Origin of the sequence: Methylobacterium sp. 13MFTsu3.1M2, assembly GCF_900112625.1 — a bacterium.
Classification (GTDB): Bacteria; Pseudomonadota; Alphaproteobacteria; order Rhizobiales; family Beijerinckiaceae; genus Methylobacterium.
This window is the reverse complement of sequence record NZ_FOMM01000010.1, coordinates 1-16,963: the sequence shown is the minus strand read 5'-3', so window position 1 is coordinate 16,963 and position 16,963 is coordinate 1. Positions and strand designations below refer to the sequence as shown.

Below are 16,963 nucleotides of genomic sequence, written 5' to 3'. Positions count from 1 at the left end.
TGTCTCCCCTGTCACCCGGCGCCGCCGCGCAGGCGGACCAGCATCGGCCAGAGGGCCGCGCCGCCGCCCGCGCAGACCGCGCGCCCGATCCGCTCCTGCCAGAGGGCGTCGGATCCGAACTCGTCGCGCCAGGACCAGAGCCGCCGCGTCGCGCGGTGGAGCGGGTGCTCCTGGGTGAAGCCCATGGCCCCGTGGATCTGGTGGCCGATCGCCGCGACGTGGCCCGTCGCCTCGCCGCAGCGCGCCTTCGCGATGGCGGTGGCGAGGACGAAGCGCGGGTCACCCCAGCAGGCGGCCGCGAGATCGGCGGCCGCGGTCGCGGCCGCGACGTGGCCCGCGGCCTCGGCCAGCATGTGCTGGATCGCCTGGAACTTGGCGAGCGGCCGGCCGAACTGCTGCCGCTCCTGCGCGTGATCGAGGGCCGAGCCGAGGCAGGTCTCCAGGGCGCCCACCATCTGCTGCGCCCGGACCCAGGCGCCGACGGATTCGACGGACGGCGCGTCCGCTCCGGCGGCCCAGCCCGGCGCGGCCCGGACGTCGGCGGCCGCGACGGTGCAGCCGGTCAGATCGAGGGTGTCACGCGGCTCGCCGGCGAGGTTGTGGTGCGTGTCGCGGAGCGTCCCGGGCGCGGCGATCCGCACGAGGTGCGGGATGCCGGCCGCGTCGACGGCGTCGAGGAGCAGGGCCGCGACCGAACCGCCCCACGGCACCTGCGCGACCCGGCCGTCCAGGACGAACCCCTCCGCGTGCGGCGCGATCCGCACGGGGCCACCGCCCGGGACCAGCGACAGGGCGTCTTCGGCCACCTGTCCCCCCGCGGCAGCCCAGAGCGCCGCGCCCGCGACGGTCTCCGGCAGGGGCAGGGGAAGGGCGGCCCGGCCGCAACGCCGGATCAGTCGGGCCGCGGTCGTGGCGGCGAGACCGATCCCGCCCTCCGCCTCGGGCACCAGCGCCAGCGGCAGGCCGCTCTCGGCGAGCGCCGTCCAGAGATCCGCCGGCCAGGCGGCCGCGCCCGCGGCCCCGTCGCAGGCGGCCAGCAGCGCCGGCGTGAGGTGCTGGGCGAGCAGCCGCTCGACCTGATCGAGGACGATCCCGTCGATCCCGTCGACCGCGTCGCCGGCCTCGGCGTGGTCCATCCGGCTCATCGCAGCCCCAGCCCCCGGGCGATGACGCCGCGCAGGACCTCGCGGGTGCCGCCGCGCAGCGTGAAGGACGGTGCCCGCAGGGTCACGCCGCCCAGCGCCTCGCGGAAGGCGTCGCCCTGCGCGGTGAGGCTCGGCTCGACCGGCACCAGCCGACGGGCGATCTCCGGCACCGCGCGCTCGAAGCGGTTGCCGACATCCTTGACGAGCGCCGCCTCGACGCCCGGCACGACGCCCTGATCGAGGAGGCGTGCCACCGAGGCCGACATTTCGAGGAGCGCGGTGAGCTGCGCCACCATCCGCCCGGTCTCGACCGCCTGGAACCGGTCCGGTTCCGGCCCGATCCGGTCGACGAGTTCGACGAGCAGCCGGTAATCCGACAGGAACCGGTCGGGCCCCGAGCGCTCGAAGGCGAGTTCCTCCGTGACGAGGCCCCAGCCCGCGCCCTCCGCGCCGACCCGCATCGCGTCGGGGACGCGGTGATCGGTGAAGAACACCTCGTTGAACTCGTGATGGCCCGATAGGTCGAGGATCGGCCGCACCGTCACGCCGGGGGTCGCCATGTCGATGATGAACTGGGTCAGCCCGCCGTGGCGGTCCGGCCCGGGCTCCCCGGTCCGAACCAGGGCCAGCAGGTAGTCGACCTGATGGGCGTTCGTCGTCCAGATCTTGGAGCCGTTGATCACCCAATCGTCGCCGTCGCGCACCGCCCGGGTCCGCACGGCGGCGAGGTCCGAGCCAGAATTCGGCTCGCTCATGCCAATGCCGAAGGCGCACTCGCCCCGGCAGATCCGCGGCAGGATCGCCCGCTTGGCCGCCTCGGTGCCGTGCCTCAGGATCTGCGGGCCCGACTGGCGGTCGGCGATCCAGTGCGCGCCGCAGGGCGCGCCGGCCGCCAGCATCTCCTCGGTGACGACGAAGCGGACGAGGCCGGAGCGGGCGTGGCCGCCATAGGCCTCCGGCATCGTCAGGCCGATGAGGCCCGCGGCCCCCGCGCGCCGGCTGAAGGTGGCGTCGAAGGTCGTCCACGAGGTCCGGTGCGGGACGAAATGCCCGGCCGCCCGTTCCGCGTCGAGGAAGGCGCGGACGGACGCGCGGGCGGCCTCGGCCTCGGGCGGGAGCGGCTCGGCGCGGAAGCGGAAACTGTGCATCGGGGCTCTCTGAGCGGGGGGACGGGCTGGCGGCGCCGAATCCCCGGCGCTCAGCTGCCGTCGCGGCCCTCGAGGCCGGGGAAGAAGATCTCCTGCCAGTCGCCCGGCACCTTCCGCAGGAAGCCCTGCGTCGCCATCGCCTTGGCGAGGGCGACCATTCCCTTCGGGGCCACGTCGTAGACGATGGAACCGTCGGTCAGGATCGCCTCAACTTGCGCGCGGTCGATCTGAACCTGCTCCGAGGCGAGATAGATCGACGCCGCGCGCTTGGGGTCGCTGCGGATCAGCGCCACCGCATCCTCCATCCCGGCGCGGATCGCCTGCGCGACCTTCGGGTTCGCGTCGACAAACCCCTGCTTCGCGTTCAGGGTCGCGGCGGTGATGTCGCCGCTGCCGATCAGGCCGGTCGAGGTCATGACCGTCCGGATCTTCGGATCCGCCTGCAGCACCTGGGTGAAGGGCGGCGTCGCGAAGTAGCCGGCGATGCCCTGTCCGGCGCGCATCGCCGCGGTGGCGTCCGGATGGGGCAGGCTTACCATCAGCGCGTCGGCCTTGGCCGATCCGCCGAGCTGCTGGGCCGCCGCGACCCGCAGCAGGATCGCCTGAGGCGAGTTGAAGGCCGGGACCGCGATCTTGTCGCCGAAGGTGAAGTCCTTCAGTGCGGTCACGCCGGGCTTGCCGGTGAACAGCGTGTAGACGACCGAGCTCAGGGCGGTGAGGCTCTTGATCTGCTGGCTCCCGCGGGTCTTGTCCCAGGCGATCAGGGCACCGGCTGAGCCGAGGGTGCCAAGCTCGACGCTGTCGGAGAGCAGCGCGTCGTTCATCGCCGTCGAGCCGCTGAAGCGGGTCAGCGTGACCGACAATCCGTCGAGCCCCGCCGCCTTGGCGCGTTTGTCGAACAGCCCCTCGCTCTGCGCGATCATCACCGGCAGGTAGACGAGGCCGTATTGCAGGCCGATGCGGACAGAGGCCGTCTCGGCCCGCGCCGCCCCGCCGAGGGCCGGGAGCATCAGCGCGGCGGCGAGGAGGCGCGCGGCGACGGCCGCGTGGCGGAGCGACATCGGCATTCCTCCCGAGCAGGGCCGCGCTTGCCGCGCGGTCTCCCGGTGCCGGTCAATCAGACGAGTCCGACACCGCACACGAGTAGGGCAGAGCCCGCACCCGGCATCAACCGCCATCGCCCATATGCTGAGGAATATCACATATATGATGGGAGTCGCCGGGCATGCCGGATCTATAGTGCCGGCGAGCGGCGCGGGCTGTTGGCGCGGCGGAGGAGGGAACGTGCCTGCGATGCGCCGCGATCACCACGGATCCGCGCGTGGGCGACCAGGGCCGTTTCGAGCTGTGCGGCCTCCGGGACTGTCGTTTCGCGCGTCGCGTCATGGTTGAGCGCATTGCTCCGCGGGGCACCGCGTCCACCGACCTGACGGTGGGGGCCGATCCCGCCGGTTCGGATGAGGCCCTGGTGAAGTCCGCCGGACGGGTGCTTCAGATCCTGGAGCTGTTCGACGAGATCCAGCGGGAAGCCAGGGTCTCCGAGATCGCCGAGCGGCTGAGCGTCCCGCAATCCTCGACGTCGGTGCTCCTGAAGAGCCTCGTCCGGCTCGGCTATCTCGACTACGACCCGGCGAGCCGCAGCTTCCTGCCGTCGCCCCGGGTGGCGCTCCTCGGCGCGTGGCTCGACAAGGGACCGGTGCGCGACGGCAGCCTCGTGCGCATGCTCGAGCACCTGTCGGAGCGCACGGGCGGGACGGTGATCCTCGCCGCGCGCAACGCGATCTTCTCGCAGTACGTCCACGTCCTGCAGGCGCGCACCGCCATGCGCTTCCACGTTCCGCCCGGGACGCGCCGCCTCGTCGTCTGGTCGGCGACCGGCACCGCGCTCCTCGCCGACAGCCCGGAGGCCGAGATCGGTCCGCTGGTCCGCCGCACGAACGCGGAGGCGCCGGCCGAGCAGCCGCCGATCGCGGTCGCGGCCGTCCTGGCCAACCTGGCGCGGCTGCGGCGGGACGGGCACTTCCTCTCCCGCGGGCTCGTCACGCCGGGCGCCGGCTCGATCGCGGTCCCGCTGCCCCGGCGCATCGACAGCAAGGGCCGCCCGCTGGCGGTCGCCGTGTCCGGCCTGCTCGACGAATTCGAGCGTCGGGAAGCGGAGATCGCCGCGACGATCCACGACGCGGTGGCGCGGTTCCTGCCGGAGGATCCATCGCGGCCCTGAGGCCGGTCGCCGTGGAGCCCGCCGTCACCTCCGAACCCCGCGCACGGCTGCAGATCGAGGATTGCGGGGCTGCTCGGCCCGGTAGCGCGCTAGTGAGGCTCGGGGCCCTGCAGCCTCGAAGACGACCACGTGGAGACATCATCATCGTGCCCGGCGCCCCAACCGCGCGCGGCTCCGAGCCGCCCGATACGCAGCCGCGTCCGACCATCGCCGGTAACGTCGCCCTCGGCGTCACGCAGATCGTCCTGTGGGGCGGCACGTTCTTCCTCACCGCCGTCGTCTCGGACCCGATCGTCGCCGAGACCGGTTGGCCGCAGGCGATGGTGGTGGGCGCGCTCTCGCTCGCGATCTTCGTGTCGGGCCTGCCGGCGCCGTTCGTCGGCCGCATGATCCGGCGTCACGGCGGCCGGCCGGTCCTCGTAGCCGGCGCCACGATCATCGCGGCGGGCCTCGTGCTGATGGCGGTCGCGCAGTCCCTCCCTGTCTTCCTGCTCGCCTGGATGGTCGCCGGCCTCGGCATGTCGGCCGCGCTCTACGACCCGCTCTTCGCGGCGATCGGCCAAGCCTACGGCGCCGCCGCGCGCGGGGCGATGACCCAGATCGCGATCTCGTCGGGCTTCGCGGTCTCGCTCTGCTGGCCCGCCACGCAGTTCCTGGTCGATCATGTCGGCTGGCGCGGGGCCTGCCTCACCTACGCGATCCTGTCCGTCGCCCTCGTGGTCCCACTCTTCGCCTGTGCGCTGCCGGCCCGGAGCCGGGGCGCAGTCGAGCCCGCCGCGGCGCCCCGGCCCTACGAGCCGACCGGCTCGACCGAAGCGGCGCGCCTGCCGGCGGAGCGCCTGCTCGCCGTGACCTTCACGATGGCGGCGATGATCATGACCGCCACTTCGGTGCAACTGCTCAACCTGCTGCAGACGCTGGGCGTCGGCGCGACCGCCGCGGTGGCCCTGACCGGCCTGATCGGTCCCGCCCAGGTCGGCGTGCGCGTCGTCGAACTGGCCCTCGGCCGCCGCGCCCACCCGGCCTGGTCCCTGCTCCTGTCGAGCGCCAGCGTTGGGCTGGGGCTCCTGCTGCTGGCGACGATCCCGTCCCTGGCGTGGCTCGCGATGGTACTCTACGGCGCCGGCAACGGCATGCGCACCGTCGTGCGGGGCACGCTGCCGCTGGCGCTCTACGGACAGGGCCAGTACGCGGCGGCGATGGGCCGGCTCGCCCGCCTCCCGCTCCTCGGCCAGGCGATCACGCCCCTGGCCTGCGGCTACGTCGCCGAACGGCTCGGCCTGCTGCCCCTGCTGGAGGTGATGCTGGCCGTGGCGGCGATCAATCTCGGCCTGTCCCTGTGGGTGTTCGGCTTCGCGATGCGTCGCCCGAGGGCGCCGGCCTGACCGGCGGTTGCGGACCAGATTTTGCCAGATTGACAGATTGTCGGACGATGTGCTCCATTCGGCCCGCGGATGAGAGGCATCCGCGAGGATGAGCCGGGTCAACCGGCCGCCCGAAGGAAACGCCCGCATGGACGCAGAGATCTACGAGATCTACGCGATCAAGTACGCGCATCATCACCGTATGGCCCGCGAGAACTTCATCGGCGGGGACATCCACGACGGCCCGATGCCGATCGACTACTTCGTCTGGGTCGTCGTCGGCGGTGGCAGGACGATCGTCGTCGATACCGGCTTCGACCGCGCGATGGCGACGAAGCGGGGCCGTAGCATCGTGCGGCCGGTCGAGGAGGGCCTGGCGCGGATCGGCGTCGACCCGCTGCGGGTTGAGGACGTCGTCCTGACCCACCTGCATTACGACCACGCCGGCAACCACGACCTGTTCCCGACGGCCCGCTTCCACGTCCAGGAACGCGAGATGGCGTTCTGCACCGGCCGGTGCATGTGCCATCCGGAGGTCCGCCACCCCTTCGCCGCCGAGGACGTGAAAGCGATGGTGGACCGCCTGTTCGAGGACCGCGTCCGCTTCCGCGAGACGACCGACACGCTGTATCCGGGGATCACCCTCCACCGGGTCGGCGGCCATTCGGACGGCCTGCAGATCGTCCGAGTCCGGACCGCGCGCGGCTGGGTCGTACTGGCCTCCGACGCCGCGCACTTCTACGCCAATATCGGTCGCCGGCTCGCCTATCCCATCGTCTACAATGTCGGCGACATGTTCGAGGGCTACCGGACGGTCCGGCATCTGGCCGAGTCCGAGGATCACATCGTCCCGGGCCACGATCCGCAGGTTCTCGCGATCTACCCGCCGGCGTCCGCGGATGTCGCCGGCTGGATCGCGCGCGTCGACCTGCCTCCGACCGCTTCACCGACCTACTGACCGGAGGATTCCATGATCGTCGAGATGCGCGTTTACTACTGCGCCCCGACCCGATTGCCGGCCCTGCTGGAGCGGTTCCGCTCCACCACGCTCGGCTTCTTCCAGAAATACGGCATCGAGCAGGTCGGCTTCTGGACCACGCTCGTCGGTCCCGACAACCACGCGCTCACCTACCTGCTCAAGTGGGAGGACATGGCCCAGCGCGAGGCGCGCTGGAACGCCTTCCAGGCCGATCCCGACTGGATCGCCGCCCGCGCCGAGACCGAGAAGGACCGGCCGATCGTCGCCCGGATCGAGAACACCTTCCTCGCCCCCACGGACTTCTCCGCCCTGCGCTGACGGGGACACGCGGCGCCGGGCCAGTCCGGCCGTCGCCCAGAGGGATATTCACGGCATGGAACAGAGAACCATCGGCGTCATCGGCCTCGGCATGATGGGCGATCCCATGAGCCGGTGCCTGGCCCGAGCGGGGCACGCGCTCCGCCTGCTGGACGCGGATGCCGGCCGGACCGACGCGCTCGCCCGGGATCTCGGCGCGGCGACGCTCACGCGGGAGAACGCGTCCGAACTCGACCTGCTGATCACGATGCTGCCGAACTCGGCCATCGTCGAGGCGGTGCTGCTCGACGAGGGCTGGGCCGACGCGCTCCCGGCCGGCGCCACCGTGATCGACATGAGCTCGTCGGAGCCGGTGCGCTCCCGCGCCCTCGGCGAGACGCTCGCCGGGAAGGGGCTCGGCTATCTCGACGCGCCGGTCTCGGGCGGCGTGCGGCGGGCCGTGGACGGCACGCTCGCGATCCTCGTCGGCGGCGAGGCGGATCTCCTCGCCCGCTGGCGGCCGGTGCTGGAGGCGATGGGCTCATCCGTCCTGCATATCGGCCAAGCGGGATCGGGCCACGCCGCCAAGGCGCTGAACAACTTCGTCTCCGCCGCGGGCCTGCTCGCCACCGTCGAGGCGCTCCACGTGGCGCAGCGCTTCGGCATCGCGCCGGAGGCCATGACCGACGTGCTCAACGCCTCGTCCGGGCGCAGCAACACCTCCGAGAACAAGGTCAAGCAGTTCATGCTCAGCGGCAGCTTCGCCTCGGGCTTCTCGCTGAAGCTGATGGACAAGGATCTCGGCATCGCCGGGGACTTGGCCCGATCGGTCGACTACCCGCTCGTCTTCGGCCGGCACTGCATCGAGGCCTGGCACGCCATCGCCGCCGAGGTCGGGCCCGCAGCCGACCACACCGAGATGTACCGCCTGCTGGCCGAAGGAGCCTGAGACGATGGCGCTCCCGGATCTCAGCCGCTTCTACATCGACGGCTCCTGGGTCGAGCCGGTTTCGGCCCGGCCGTTCCCGCTGATCGACCCCGCCACCGAGACGGCGTTCGGCACCCTCGCGCTCGGCGATGCCGCGGATGTCGACCGGGCCGTGCGCGCGGCCCGCGCCGCCTTCCCGGCCTTCTCGGAGACGGCGCCCGCCGAACGCGTCGCGCTCCTCCGCCGGATCCTCGCGCTCTTCGAAGAGCGGTTCGAGATCTTCGCGGAGACGATCCGGCAGGAGATGGGCTCGCCCATCGGCTTCGCGCGCAAGGGGCAGGCGGCGCGGGGCCCGGCGCACCTCAACGCGCTGATCGCGGTGATGGAGCGCTTCGCGTTCGAGGAGGATCGCGGCACCACCCGGATCCGGCGCGAGCCGATCGGCGTCTGCGGCCTGATCACCCCCTGGAACTGGCCGATCAACCAGATCGTCGTGAAGATCGCCCCGGCGCTCGCGGCCGGCTGCACGATGGTGCTGAAGCCCAGCGAGTACTCGGCCGTCAGCGCGATGCTGTTCGCGCAGGTCCTGCACGACGCGGGCGTGCCGCCGGGCGTGTTCAACCTCGTGAACGGGGACGGCCCCGGCGTCGGCGCCGCGATCGCCGCGCATCCGGGGATCGACATGGTCTCGTTCACCGGGTCGACCCGCGCCGGGATCGAGATCGCCCGGGCGGCGGCCCCGACCATCAAGCGCGTCGCGCAGGAACTCGGCGGCAAGTCCGCCAACATCCTGCTGGAGGATGTCGACTTCGATCAAGCGGTCCGGCGCGGCGTCGCGGCCTGCTGCACCAATTCCGGCCAGTCCTGCTCGATCCCGACGCGGATGCTCGTGCCCCGGGCCCGGATGGACGAGGCGGCCGCCATCGCGGCCGAGGCGGCGGCGGGCTTCCGGCTCGGCCCGACCGCGGACCCCGAGACGGATCTCGGCCCGGTGGTCAACCGCACCCAGTACGAGCGCGTCGTCGGGCTGATCCGCACCGGCATCGCGGAGGGCGCGCGGCTCGTCGCCGGCGGCCCGGAGCGGCCGGACCACCTCGACCGCGGCTTCTACGTCCGCCCGACAATCTTCGCCGACGTGACCCCCGACATGACCATCGCGCGGGAGGAGATCTTCGGCCCGGTCCTGTCGATCCTCGCCTACGACAGCGAGGACGACGCGATCGCGATCGCCAACGGCTCGCGCTACGGGCTCGCCGCCTACGTGCAGGGACGGGACCGCGACCGGGCGCGCGCCGTGGCGCGGCGGCTCATCGGTGGGCAGGTCCACATCAACTACCCGCCCCCGGACGTCCACGCGCCGTTCGGCGGCTACCGCCAGTCCGGCAACGGCCGGGAATGGGGCGAGGCCGGTCTTCAGGAATACCTCGAGACCAAGGCGATGATCGGCTTCGGTCTCGACTGAACCGTCCCGCGCGATGCGGCCGGCGCCCGCGCGCCTCGGCCCCGACCAGGAGAACCAGATGTCCGACGAGAGCGAGCTGTTCGGCCAGGGTTTCGAGAACCGCAAGACCGTCCTCGGCGCCGCCCATGTCGAGAAGTCCTGGGCCAATGCCGACGCGTTCAACCGTCCGGTCCAGCGGCTCGTGACCGAGTACTGCTGGGGCGCGGTCTGGGGCGACGAGACGCTGCCGTTCAAGACCCGCAGCATGCTCAACATCGCGATGCTGACCGCGATGAACCAGCACCACGAACTCGGCGTCCACGTCAAAGGCGCGCTCAACAACGGCGTGACCCGGGACGAGATCCAGGCGGTGCTGATGCAGGCGCTCGTCTATTGCGGCGCCCCGGCGGCCCTGGCGGCCTTCCGGACCGCCTCCGCGGCGATCGCCGCGTGGGACGAGGAACACGCCGGCGGGCGCTGACCCGCGAACCGATGCGCGGGCGCGAGCCCGCGCCTCAAGAACCGACGCAGTCAAAAACATGCGCGGCACGATCACAGGGAGGGAAACGCCATGACGGTCACGTCGGCAGCCTTGGCAACGGACGCGGCGGGCGCTCGCCCGGTGTCGTCCCAGTCGATCGAGGAGAAGCGGAAGAGCGCCATCCGCGGCGCGTTCTTTTCCGAATACATCGACATGTTCGACATCTACCTGCCGGTGGTCGCGCTGGCGCCGGTGATGTTCATGTTCCAGCCGAAGAACCTGTCTCCCCAGATGGAGACGGTGCTGGCCTCGCTGGTCTTCATCACAACCCTGCTCGGCCGCCCGATCGGCGCGCTCATCTTCGGCCTCATCGCCGACAAGGTCGGGCGCCGGGCCGCCTCGATCTACTCGGTGGCGGGCTTCGGGGTGATCACGCTGCTGATCGGCCTGCTGCCCGGCTACGAGACGCTCGGCCTCGCCTCGTACATCCTGCTGGTGCTGCTGCGCTTCCTCGACGGCATCTTCCTCGGGGGCGGCTATACCGGGGCGATGCCGCTCGCCATCGAGTATTCCAAGAAGGACAAGCGCGGCTTCGTCGGCGGCCTGATCATCGCGGGCTTCCCGGCCGCCTACGTCAGCATCAACCTCATCACGATGCTGATGTTCTACCTGTTCCCGCTCGACGGGCCCGGGTCGCCCTACACGGTCTGGGGCTGGCGCATCCCCTTCATCGTCGGCGCGGCGCTCGCCGGCCTGCTCGCCCTCTACTACGTCCACAAGGTCTCGGAATCGGAGGTCTGGAAGAAGGAGGCCGCCGCCGGGGCCGAACAGGCCGAGGCATCGCCCATGGCGGGCCTGTTCTCCGGGAAGGGCGGGCGCGACCTCCTGCAGGTCCTGCTGCTGATGACCGGCTTCTGGACGACGCAGAACATCATCACGATCTACATGCCGACCGGTTTGCTGGTGAAGACCCTGCACCTCAACGGCTTCGCGCTGACCGCGACGCTGATGATCTGCTACACGATCCTGTTCTTCAGCTACATCGGCTCCGGCCTGCTGGGGCAGGTCATCGGCCGCCGGCGGTTCTTCGTGATCGTCGGCCCGCTGATCGCGACGGTGGGCGCGTACATCCTCTACACGCTGACCGTCACGCCCGAGATGGCGTTCGGCACCCGCGTACTGCTGGTCAGCCTCCTGGCGGTGATCGTGACCTCGCCCTGGGGCGTCATCGTCACCTACATCAACGAGCGCTTCGCCACGGATGTCCGCGCCACCGGCTTCGGCATCGGCTTCAGCCTCTCGGTGGTGATCCCGTCCTTCTACGCCTTCTACATGGACTGGCTGAGCGCGCTGATGCCGCTCGCGCTGACGCCCGTGGCCCTGCTCATCGTCGGCGGCCTGATCGGCACCGTGGGCGCGCTCATCGGGCCGGAGACCAAGGACGTCGATTTCGGCACCGGCCACTGAGCCGGACGCCGCGCGGAGGACGCAGCATGAACGGGAACCGGATCGGCTTCATCGGGCTCGGCAACATGGGCGGCCGCATGACGCGCCGCCTGACCGGCGCGGGGATCGATGTGGTCGGCTTCGACACCGACCGGGAGGCCGCCGCGCGCTGGGGCGCGACGGACGCGGGCTCGATCGCCGCGGTCGTCGGTGAGACAGACGTGGTCCTGATGTCCCTGCCCGACAGCAAGGTGGTCGAGCGCGTCGTGCTCGGCGCGGGCGGGGTCCTCGCGGGCTGCCGGGACGGGCAGATCGTCGTCGACCTCAGCACGGCCTCGGCCAGCTCGACGCGCCGCATCGCCGCGGCGCTGGCCGAGCGCGGCGTCGCCTACGTCGACGCGGGCATCTCCGGGGGCGCCGCCGCGGCCGAGAAAGGCACGCTGACCTTGATGGTCGGCGGCGATCCCGCCGTCATCGACCGGCTGGGCTGGGTGTTCGCGCCGATCGCCCAGAAGGTCGTCGTGATGGGCGGATCGGGGGCCGGCCACACGACCAAGCTGCTCAACAACTTCCTGAACGCGGTCAGCCTCGCCGCCACCGCGGAGGTCATGGTCGCGGGCCGGAAGGCCGGGCTCGACCTGCACCGGCTCCTGGAGGTGCTGAACGCCTCCAGCGGCGTCAACTTCGCGACGCTGAACCGTTTCCCGAAGATCGTCGACGGCGACTACCTGGAAGGCGGCCTGACCGGCAAGCTGATGACCAAGGACGTCGTGCTCTACACCGATCTCCTGCACGAGCTCGGCGTCGCATCCCTCAACGCGTCCGGCCCGATGGCGAGCTTCGGCCTCGCCACGGCGCTCGGCTACGGCGACGTCATCTCCAACCGCGTCGTCGACGCCATCGGCGACGTCTCCGGCGGCGTCCGGCTCCACGGCAACCGACACGAGAACTGAGAGGATACGATGCAGATCTTCCACGGCCGCGAGAACAGCGCGAAGTCCGAGAGCCGCGGGCCGACCTTCACCGGGCAGGTCTGGGCCGATCCGGTGATGCCGTCGACGGGCGGCGTGATGATCAACAACGTCTTCTTCACGCCCGGCGCGCGGACCTTCTGGCACGCGCACGCGCAGGGCCAGATCCTGCAGGTCACCGCCGGCAAGGGCTGGATCTGCGTCGCGGGCCAGCAGGCGCAGCCGATCCGCGCGGGCGACACCGTCTGGATCCCCGCGGACGAGCGGCACTGGCACGGCGCGGCCGCCGACAGCTACCTGCTCCACACGGCGATCTCGCTCGGCAAGACCGACTGGCAGGACGAGGTGGTCGAGGCCGATTACGCCGGAGCCACGGCATGACCGGGCCCGCGCCGAGCCCGGAGAGCCTCCGGCACACCGTGCAGGGCGAGCTCGGTTACTGGGACGCGGAGCAGGCGGCCCTCGCCGAGCTGGCCCCGGGCTTCCTCGACGCCTGGGCCCGACTGGCGATGGTCCCCGTGCGCAAGAACCATCTCGGCGCCAAGGACCGCGCCCTGATCGCGCTCTCGGCCGCGACGGCCGCGACCCACCTCTACGCGCCCGGGACGCGCCGCCAGATCCGCAACGCCCTCGATGCGGGCGCGACGGCCGAGGAGATCACGGAGGTGCTCGCGCTCACGGCGACCCTCGGCATCCACGCCTGCAACATCGGCGTGCCGCTGCTGCTGGAGGTGCTGGAGGAGGCCGGGCAGCGGAGCGGCCCCGCGCCGCTGACGCCGCGGCAGGAGCAGCTGAAATCCGACTTCACCCGCGACCGGGGCTACTGGCACGCGTTCTGGGACGGTCTCCTCGAACTCGATCCCGACCTGTTCGAGGGCTACCTCGACTTCTCGGGCTGGCCCTGGCGCCACGGCGTGCTCACGCCGAAGATGAAGGAGTTCGTCTACTGCGCCTTCGACGCGGCGGCGACGCACCTCTACGTGCCGGGCCTGAAGATGCACATGAAGAACGCCCTCGGTTACGGGGCGACCAAGGAGGAGCTGATGGAAGTCCTCGAGATTGTCAGCCTGATCGGCATGCACGGCGCGGAACTGGCCGCGCCGATCCTGCGCGACGAACTGGCCGCGCGGGGCCGGGGCTGACCGACGCGCGCCGGGGCACGCCTTGCCACCCGAGGCTGCGCCATGCCACCGCTTCGGCTCGCCAATGATCCCCGAATCCCCAGCAATGAACAAGATCAGGGCCATCCAGCCGGACACGCTCCGGCAAAAGGTCGAGGACGCCGTCCGCGAGGCGATCACGTCGGGCGTCTACGCCCCCGGCGAGCGGCTGATCGAGCGCGAGTTGTGCGAGGGGCTCGGCGTCAGCCGCGCCTCCGTGCGCGAGGCCCTGCGCCGGCTCGAGGCCGAGAAGCTCGTCCACACGGTGCCGCATCGCGGCCCGGTCGTGGCCTCGATCTCGGTGGAGGAGGCGCGTCAGCTCTACGCGCTGCGGGCCGTGCTGGAGGGCTACGCGGCGCACGAATTCGCCACCCAGGCCACGGACGCGGCGATCGCCGAGTTCGGACGCGCAGCCGGCGATCTGCGCGAGGCTGCCGGCAGCGGCGACACGGACCGCGTCCTGCGCGCCAAGGGCGTCCTGTACGACGTGATGCTCAGCCATTGCGGGAACGATCTGGTCCGCGAGACCCTTCGCGGCTTCTACTCCCGGATCAACCTGCTGCGCGCGACATCGCTGATGCATCCCGAGCGGCTGCCGCACAGCCTCGCCGAGATCGACGCCCTCGTCGCGGCCTTCCGGGCCCGGGACGCCGCGAAGGCCGAGCAGCTGGCCCGCCTCCACGTCACCAACGCGTGCGCGGTCGCCCTCAAGCAGCTCGCGTTCCGCATCGCGCAGACGTCCCTCGACGCGGTGAGCTGAGCGCGCGGTCCGCGGGCGCGCAGACCCTGCGCGGGGGAGGGCGGCGAGGTCGCCTCCGCGGCGACGCCCGTGGCCGAGGCGGTCCAGGGGATCGCCGTCCTGTTGGCAATGTCGGGCGCCCTGCGCCGAGCGACCGGCGGCGACACGCCTTGCGGTCCCCCGGCGGAAGGCCCAGAACCGCACGGTCCTTGCTTCCCCTTGCTGGCGCCACGGGAGTTCGTCGCTTGGTCCGGACCGTCTGCCCGCACGATTGCCCCTCCGCCTGCAGCCTCGACGTGGAAGTCGCGGACGGGCGCGTCGTCTCGGTCCGGGGCGGCGACAACCCCTACACGGCCGGGGTGATCTGCGCGAAGGTCAGCCGCTACGGCGAGCGCGTCCACCATCCGGACCGGATCCTCCACCCCATGGAGCGCGTCGGCCCGAAAGGCAGCGGGGCGTGGCGCCGGATCTCCTGGGACGCGGCGCTCGACCGGCTGGCCGCGGCCTTCTCCGAGACGGCGGACCGTTGGGGGCCGGAGGCGGTCTGGCCGTACAACTCGGGCGGCACCATGGGCCTCGTCCAGCGCGACGGCATCCACCGGCTGACCCACGTGATGGGCTACTCGCGGCGCAAGCGCACCATCTGCACGGCGGTGGCGATCGCGGGCTGGAGCGCCGGGGTTGGCCGGATCGCCGGGCCGGATCCCCGCGAGATGGCGCTGGCCGACCTGATCGTGGTCTGGGGCGGCAACCCGGTCAGCACGCAGGTCAACGCGATGACCCACATCAGCCGCGCCCGCAAGACGCGCGGCGCCAAGCTGGTGGTGATCGATCCGTACCGCACCGGGACCGCGGCGGCGGCCGACCTCCACCTCGCGCCCCGGCCCGGGACCGACGGGGCGCTGGCCTGCGCGGTGCTCCACGTCCTGTTCCGCGACGGCCACGCGGACCGGGCCTATCTCGCCGCGCACGCGCAGGATACGGCCGCGCTGGAGGCGCATCTGGCGTCGCGCACGCCCGAATGGGCGGCGGCGATCACCGGCCTGGAGCCCGCCGCGATCGAGGCCTTCGCGGCCCTCTACGGCAACACGCCGCGCAGCTACATCCGCTGCGGTTTCGGCTTCACCCGGAGCCGCAACGGCGCGGTGAACCTGCACGCGGTGACCTGCCTGCCGACCGTCACCGGCGCGTGGCAGCACCCGGGCGGCGGCGCCCTCTGGCAGCACGCCGCGATCTTCAACTGGGACAAGACCCTGACGGAGGGTCTCGACGCCCGGGCGCCGGGCGTGCGCGAGCTCGACATGAGCCGGATCGGCGCCGTGCTCGCCGACGATCCCGACGCCCTGCAGGGCGGGCCCCCGGTCCGCGCCATGCTGATCCAGTCGGCCAATCCCGCGGTCTCCGCGCCCGACAGCGCCCGGGTGCGCGCCGGGCTCGCGCGGCCGGACGTGTTCGTGGCCGTGCACGAGCAGTTCCTGACCGAGACGGCCGCGCTCGCCGACCTCGTGCTGCCGGCCACCACCTTCCTGGAGCACGACGACATCTACGGGGCCGGCGGCCACAGCCACATCCAGGCCGGCCGCACGATCCTGGAGCCGCCCGGCGCGTGCCGCTCGAACCACGCGCTCCTTTCGGCGCTCGCCGCCCGGCTCGGCGCGGACCACGCGGGCTTCCACCTGAGCGCCCGGGACCTCGCCGACGCGACCCTGGCGCGCTCCGGCTGGGGCGGCCTCGACAGGCTGGAGGCGGAGGGCTGGATCGACGCGCAGCCGGACTTTGCCGAGAGCCACTTCCTGAACGGGTTCGGCCATCCCGACGGGCGCTTCCGCTTCGCGCCCGACTGGGCGTCACTGGGCCCGCGCGCGGCCGGGATGCCGTCCCTGCCGGATCACTGGCCGGAGGCCGAGCCCGCCGACGCGGAGCACCCGTTCCGCATGATCGCCCCGCCGGCCCGCCAGTTCCTGAATGCGACCTTCACCAACGTGCCCGAGTCGCTCCGCCGCGAGGGGCGGCCGACCTGCCTGATCCACCCCGCTGACGGCGACCGGCTCGGGATCGGCACGGGCGACGCCGTCGAGGTCGGCAACGCCCGCGGCCGGGTCCGGCTGCACGCGCGGCTGGCCGAGGGGCAGCAGCCGGGCGTCGTCGTGGTCGAGAGCCTGTGGCCGAGCACGGCCTTCATCGGCGGGGGCAGCGGGATCAACGCGCTGATCGGGTCCGCGCCGGCCGCGCCCAACGACGGCGCGGCCTTCCACGACACCGCGGTCTGGGTCCGCGCGGCCTGAATCCCGGACCGCACCGGGCTGAGGCCGAACCGGCCTGCGCGGGCGCGCTATTTCTCGACGAAGGCCTTCTCGATGACGTAGTGGGCGGCCTCGCCGTGGTTGCCCTCCTCGTAGCCGCGGGACGTCAGGAGCTCGCGGGTGTCGCGGATCATGTCGGGGCTGCCGCAGAGCATGAAGCGGTCGTTCTCGATCGCCATCGGCGGCAGGCCGATATCCTCGAACAGCTTGCCCGAGACCATCAGGTCGGTGATCCGGCCGCGGTTGCGGAACGGCTCGCGGGTCACGGTCGGGTAGTAGACCAGCTGGTTCGAGATCATCTCGCCCAGGAACTCGTGGCGCGGCAGCGTCTCGGTGATGG

At 71.9% G+C, this 16,963-nt stretch carries 17 protein-coding genes and 1 pseudogene; 13 read left to right on the top strand and 5 right to left on the bottom strand.

All coding sequences use genetic code 11. The annotated features are described in order from the left end of the window. Positions 1-11 precede the first annotated feature (11 nt). Genes BM314_RS10740 through BM314_RS10730 form a run of 3 tightly spaced genes read right to left on the bottom strand, consistent with a single transcriptional unit; the run spans position 12 to position 3,354 of the window. Positions 12-1,136 (bottom strand): acyl-CoA dehydrogenase family protein, encoded by a 1,125-nt coding sequence (locus BM314_RS10740; protein WP_091978115.1) that lies wholly within the window; start codon positions 1,134-1,136, stop codon positions 12-14. A 5-nt stretch (positions 1,137-1,141) separates the two neighbouring features. Then, positions 1,142-2,293 carry an acyl-CoA dehydrogenase family protein gene (locus BM314_RS10735; RefSeq protein WP_091978114.1) on the bottom strand — a complete coding sequence of 384 codons (1,152 nt, stop codon included), beginning with the start codon at positions 2,291-2,293 and terminating at the stop codon, positions 1,142-1,144. A 50-nt stretch (positions 2,294-2,343) separates the two neighbouring features. Further along, complete coding sequence (locus BM314_RS10730) at positions 2,344-3,354, bottom strand: ABC transporter substrate-binding protein (protein WP_244526951.1); 1,011 nt, start codon at positions 3,352-3,354, stop codon at positions 2,344-2,346. A 323-nt stretch (positions 3,355-3,677) separates the two neighbouring features. Between BM314_RS10730 and BM314_RS10725 the strand changes: the two genes are divergently transcribed. The 7 genes from BM314_RS10725 (at position 3,678) to BM314_RS10695 (ending at position 10,004) form a co-directional block, all read left to right on the top strand. After that, a complete protein-coding gene (locus BM314_RS10725; protein WP_091978225.1) occupies positions 3,678-4,514 on the top strand; it encodes an IclR family transcriptional regulator in 837 nt (278 codons plus the stop codon). A 146-nt stretch (positions 4,515-4,660) separates the two neighbouring features. Further along, a complete protein-coding gene (locus tag BM314_RS10720) occupies positions 4,661-5,899 on the top strand; it encodes an MFS transporter (RefSeq protein ID WP_091978113.1) in 1,239 nt (412 codons plus the stop codon). A 127-nt stretch (positions 5,900-6,026) separates the two neighbouring features. Next, positions 6,027-6,836, top strand: coding sequence for an N-acyl homoserine lactonase family protein (locus BM314_RS10715; protein WP_020093159.1), 810 nt, complete (start codon positions 6,027-6,029; stop codon positions 6,834-6,836). A 12-nt stretch (positions 6,837-6,848) separates the two neighbouring features. Continuing rightward, a complete protein-coding gene (locus BM314_RS10710) occupies positions 6,849-7,175 on the top strand; it encodes an NIPSNAP family protein (RefSeq protein WP_020093160.1) in 327 nt (108 codons plus the stop codon). Between the two features lie 55 nt (positions 7,176-7,230). Beyond that, on the top strand, positions 7,231-8,103 hold the full coding sequence (locus BM314_RS10705) for an NAD(P)-dependent oxidoreductase (RefSeq protein WP_091978112.1): 873 nt from the start codon (positions 7,231-7,233) through the stop codon (positions 8,101-8,103). 4 nt (positions 8,104-8,107) lie between these two features. Continuing rightward, positions 8,108-9,544 (top strand): aldehyde dehydrogenase family protein, encoded by a 1,437-nt coding sequence (locus BM314_RS10700; protein WP_091978111.1) that lies wholly within the window; start codon positions 8,108-8,110, stop codon positions 9,542-9,544. A 58-nt stretch (positions 9,545-9,602) separates the two neighbouring features. Beyond that, complete coding sequence (locus tag BM314_RS10695) at positions 9,603-10,004, top strand: carboxymuconolactone decarboxylase family protein (RefSeq protein WP_091978224.1); 402 nt, start codon at positions 9,603-9,605, stop codon at positions 10,002-10,004. Between the two features lie 71 nt (positions 10,005-10,075). Here BM314_RS10695 and BM314_RS30970 read toward each other — a convergent pair whose 3' ends face one another. After that, positions 10,076-10,219: a hypothetical protein gene (locus BM314_RS30970; RefSeq protein WP_244539914.1), complete on the bottom strand. Its 144-nt coding sequence runs from the start codon at positions 10,217-10,219 to the stop codon at positions 10,076-10,078. Here BM314_RS30970 and BM314_RS10690 point away from each other — a divergent pair. The 6 genes from BM314_RS10690 (at position 10,218) to BM314_RS10665 (ending at position 16,605) form a co-directional block, all read left to right on the top strand. Further along, complete coding sequence (locus BM314_RS10690) at positions 10,218-11,471, top strand: MFS transporter (protein ID WP_244539913.1); 1,254 nt, start codon at positions 10,218-10,220, stop codon at positions 11,469-11,471. The two genes, BM314_RS30970 and BM314_RS10690, sit on opposite strands and share 2 nt — an antisense overlap. A gap of 26 nt (positions 11,472-11,497) precedes the next feature. Further along, a complete protein-coding gene (locus tag BM314_RS10685) occupies positions 11,498-12,403 on the top strand; it encodes an NAD(P)-dependent oxidoreductase (protein WP_091978109.1) in 906 nt (301 codons plus the stop codon). Positions 12,404-12,412: 9 nt separating this feature from the next. Continuing rightward, positions 12,413-12,802 carry a cupin domain-containing protein gene (locus BM314_RS10680; RefSeq protein ID WP_020093166.1) on the top strand — a complete coding sequence of 130 codons (390 nt, stop codon included), beginning with the start codon at positions 12,413-12,415 and terminating at the stop codon, positions 12,800-12,802. Continuing rightward, complete coding sequence (locus BM314_RS10675) at positions 12,799-13,563, top strand: carboxymuconolactone decarboxylase family protein (protein ID WP_091978108.1); 765 nt, start codon at positions 12,799-12,801, stop codon at positions 13,561-13,563. The genes BM314_RS10680 and BM314_RS10675 overlap by 4 nt, the downstream gene beginning before the upstream one ends. Before the next feature lie 85 nt (positions 13,564-13,648). Then, positions 13,649-14,341, top strand: a complete 693-nt coding sequence (locus tag BM314_RS10670; RefSeq protein WP_042672622.1) for a GntR family transcriptional regulator — start codon at positions 13,649-13,651, stop codon at positions 14,339-14,341. 224 nt (positions 14,342-14,565) lie between these two features. Further along, positions 14,566-16,605, top strand: a complete 2,040-nt coding sequence (locus BM314_RS10665) for a molybdopterin-containing oxidoreductase family protein (protein WP_091978107.1) — start codon at positions 14,566-14,568, stop codon at positions 16,603-16,605. Between the two features lie 47 nt (positions 16,606-16,652). Here BM314_RS10665 and BM314_RS10660 read toward each other — a convergent pair. Continuing rightward, positions 16,653-16,963: pseudogene (locus BM314_RS10660) on the bottom strand (ferredoxin--NADP reductase); the annotation flags it as partial.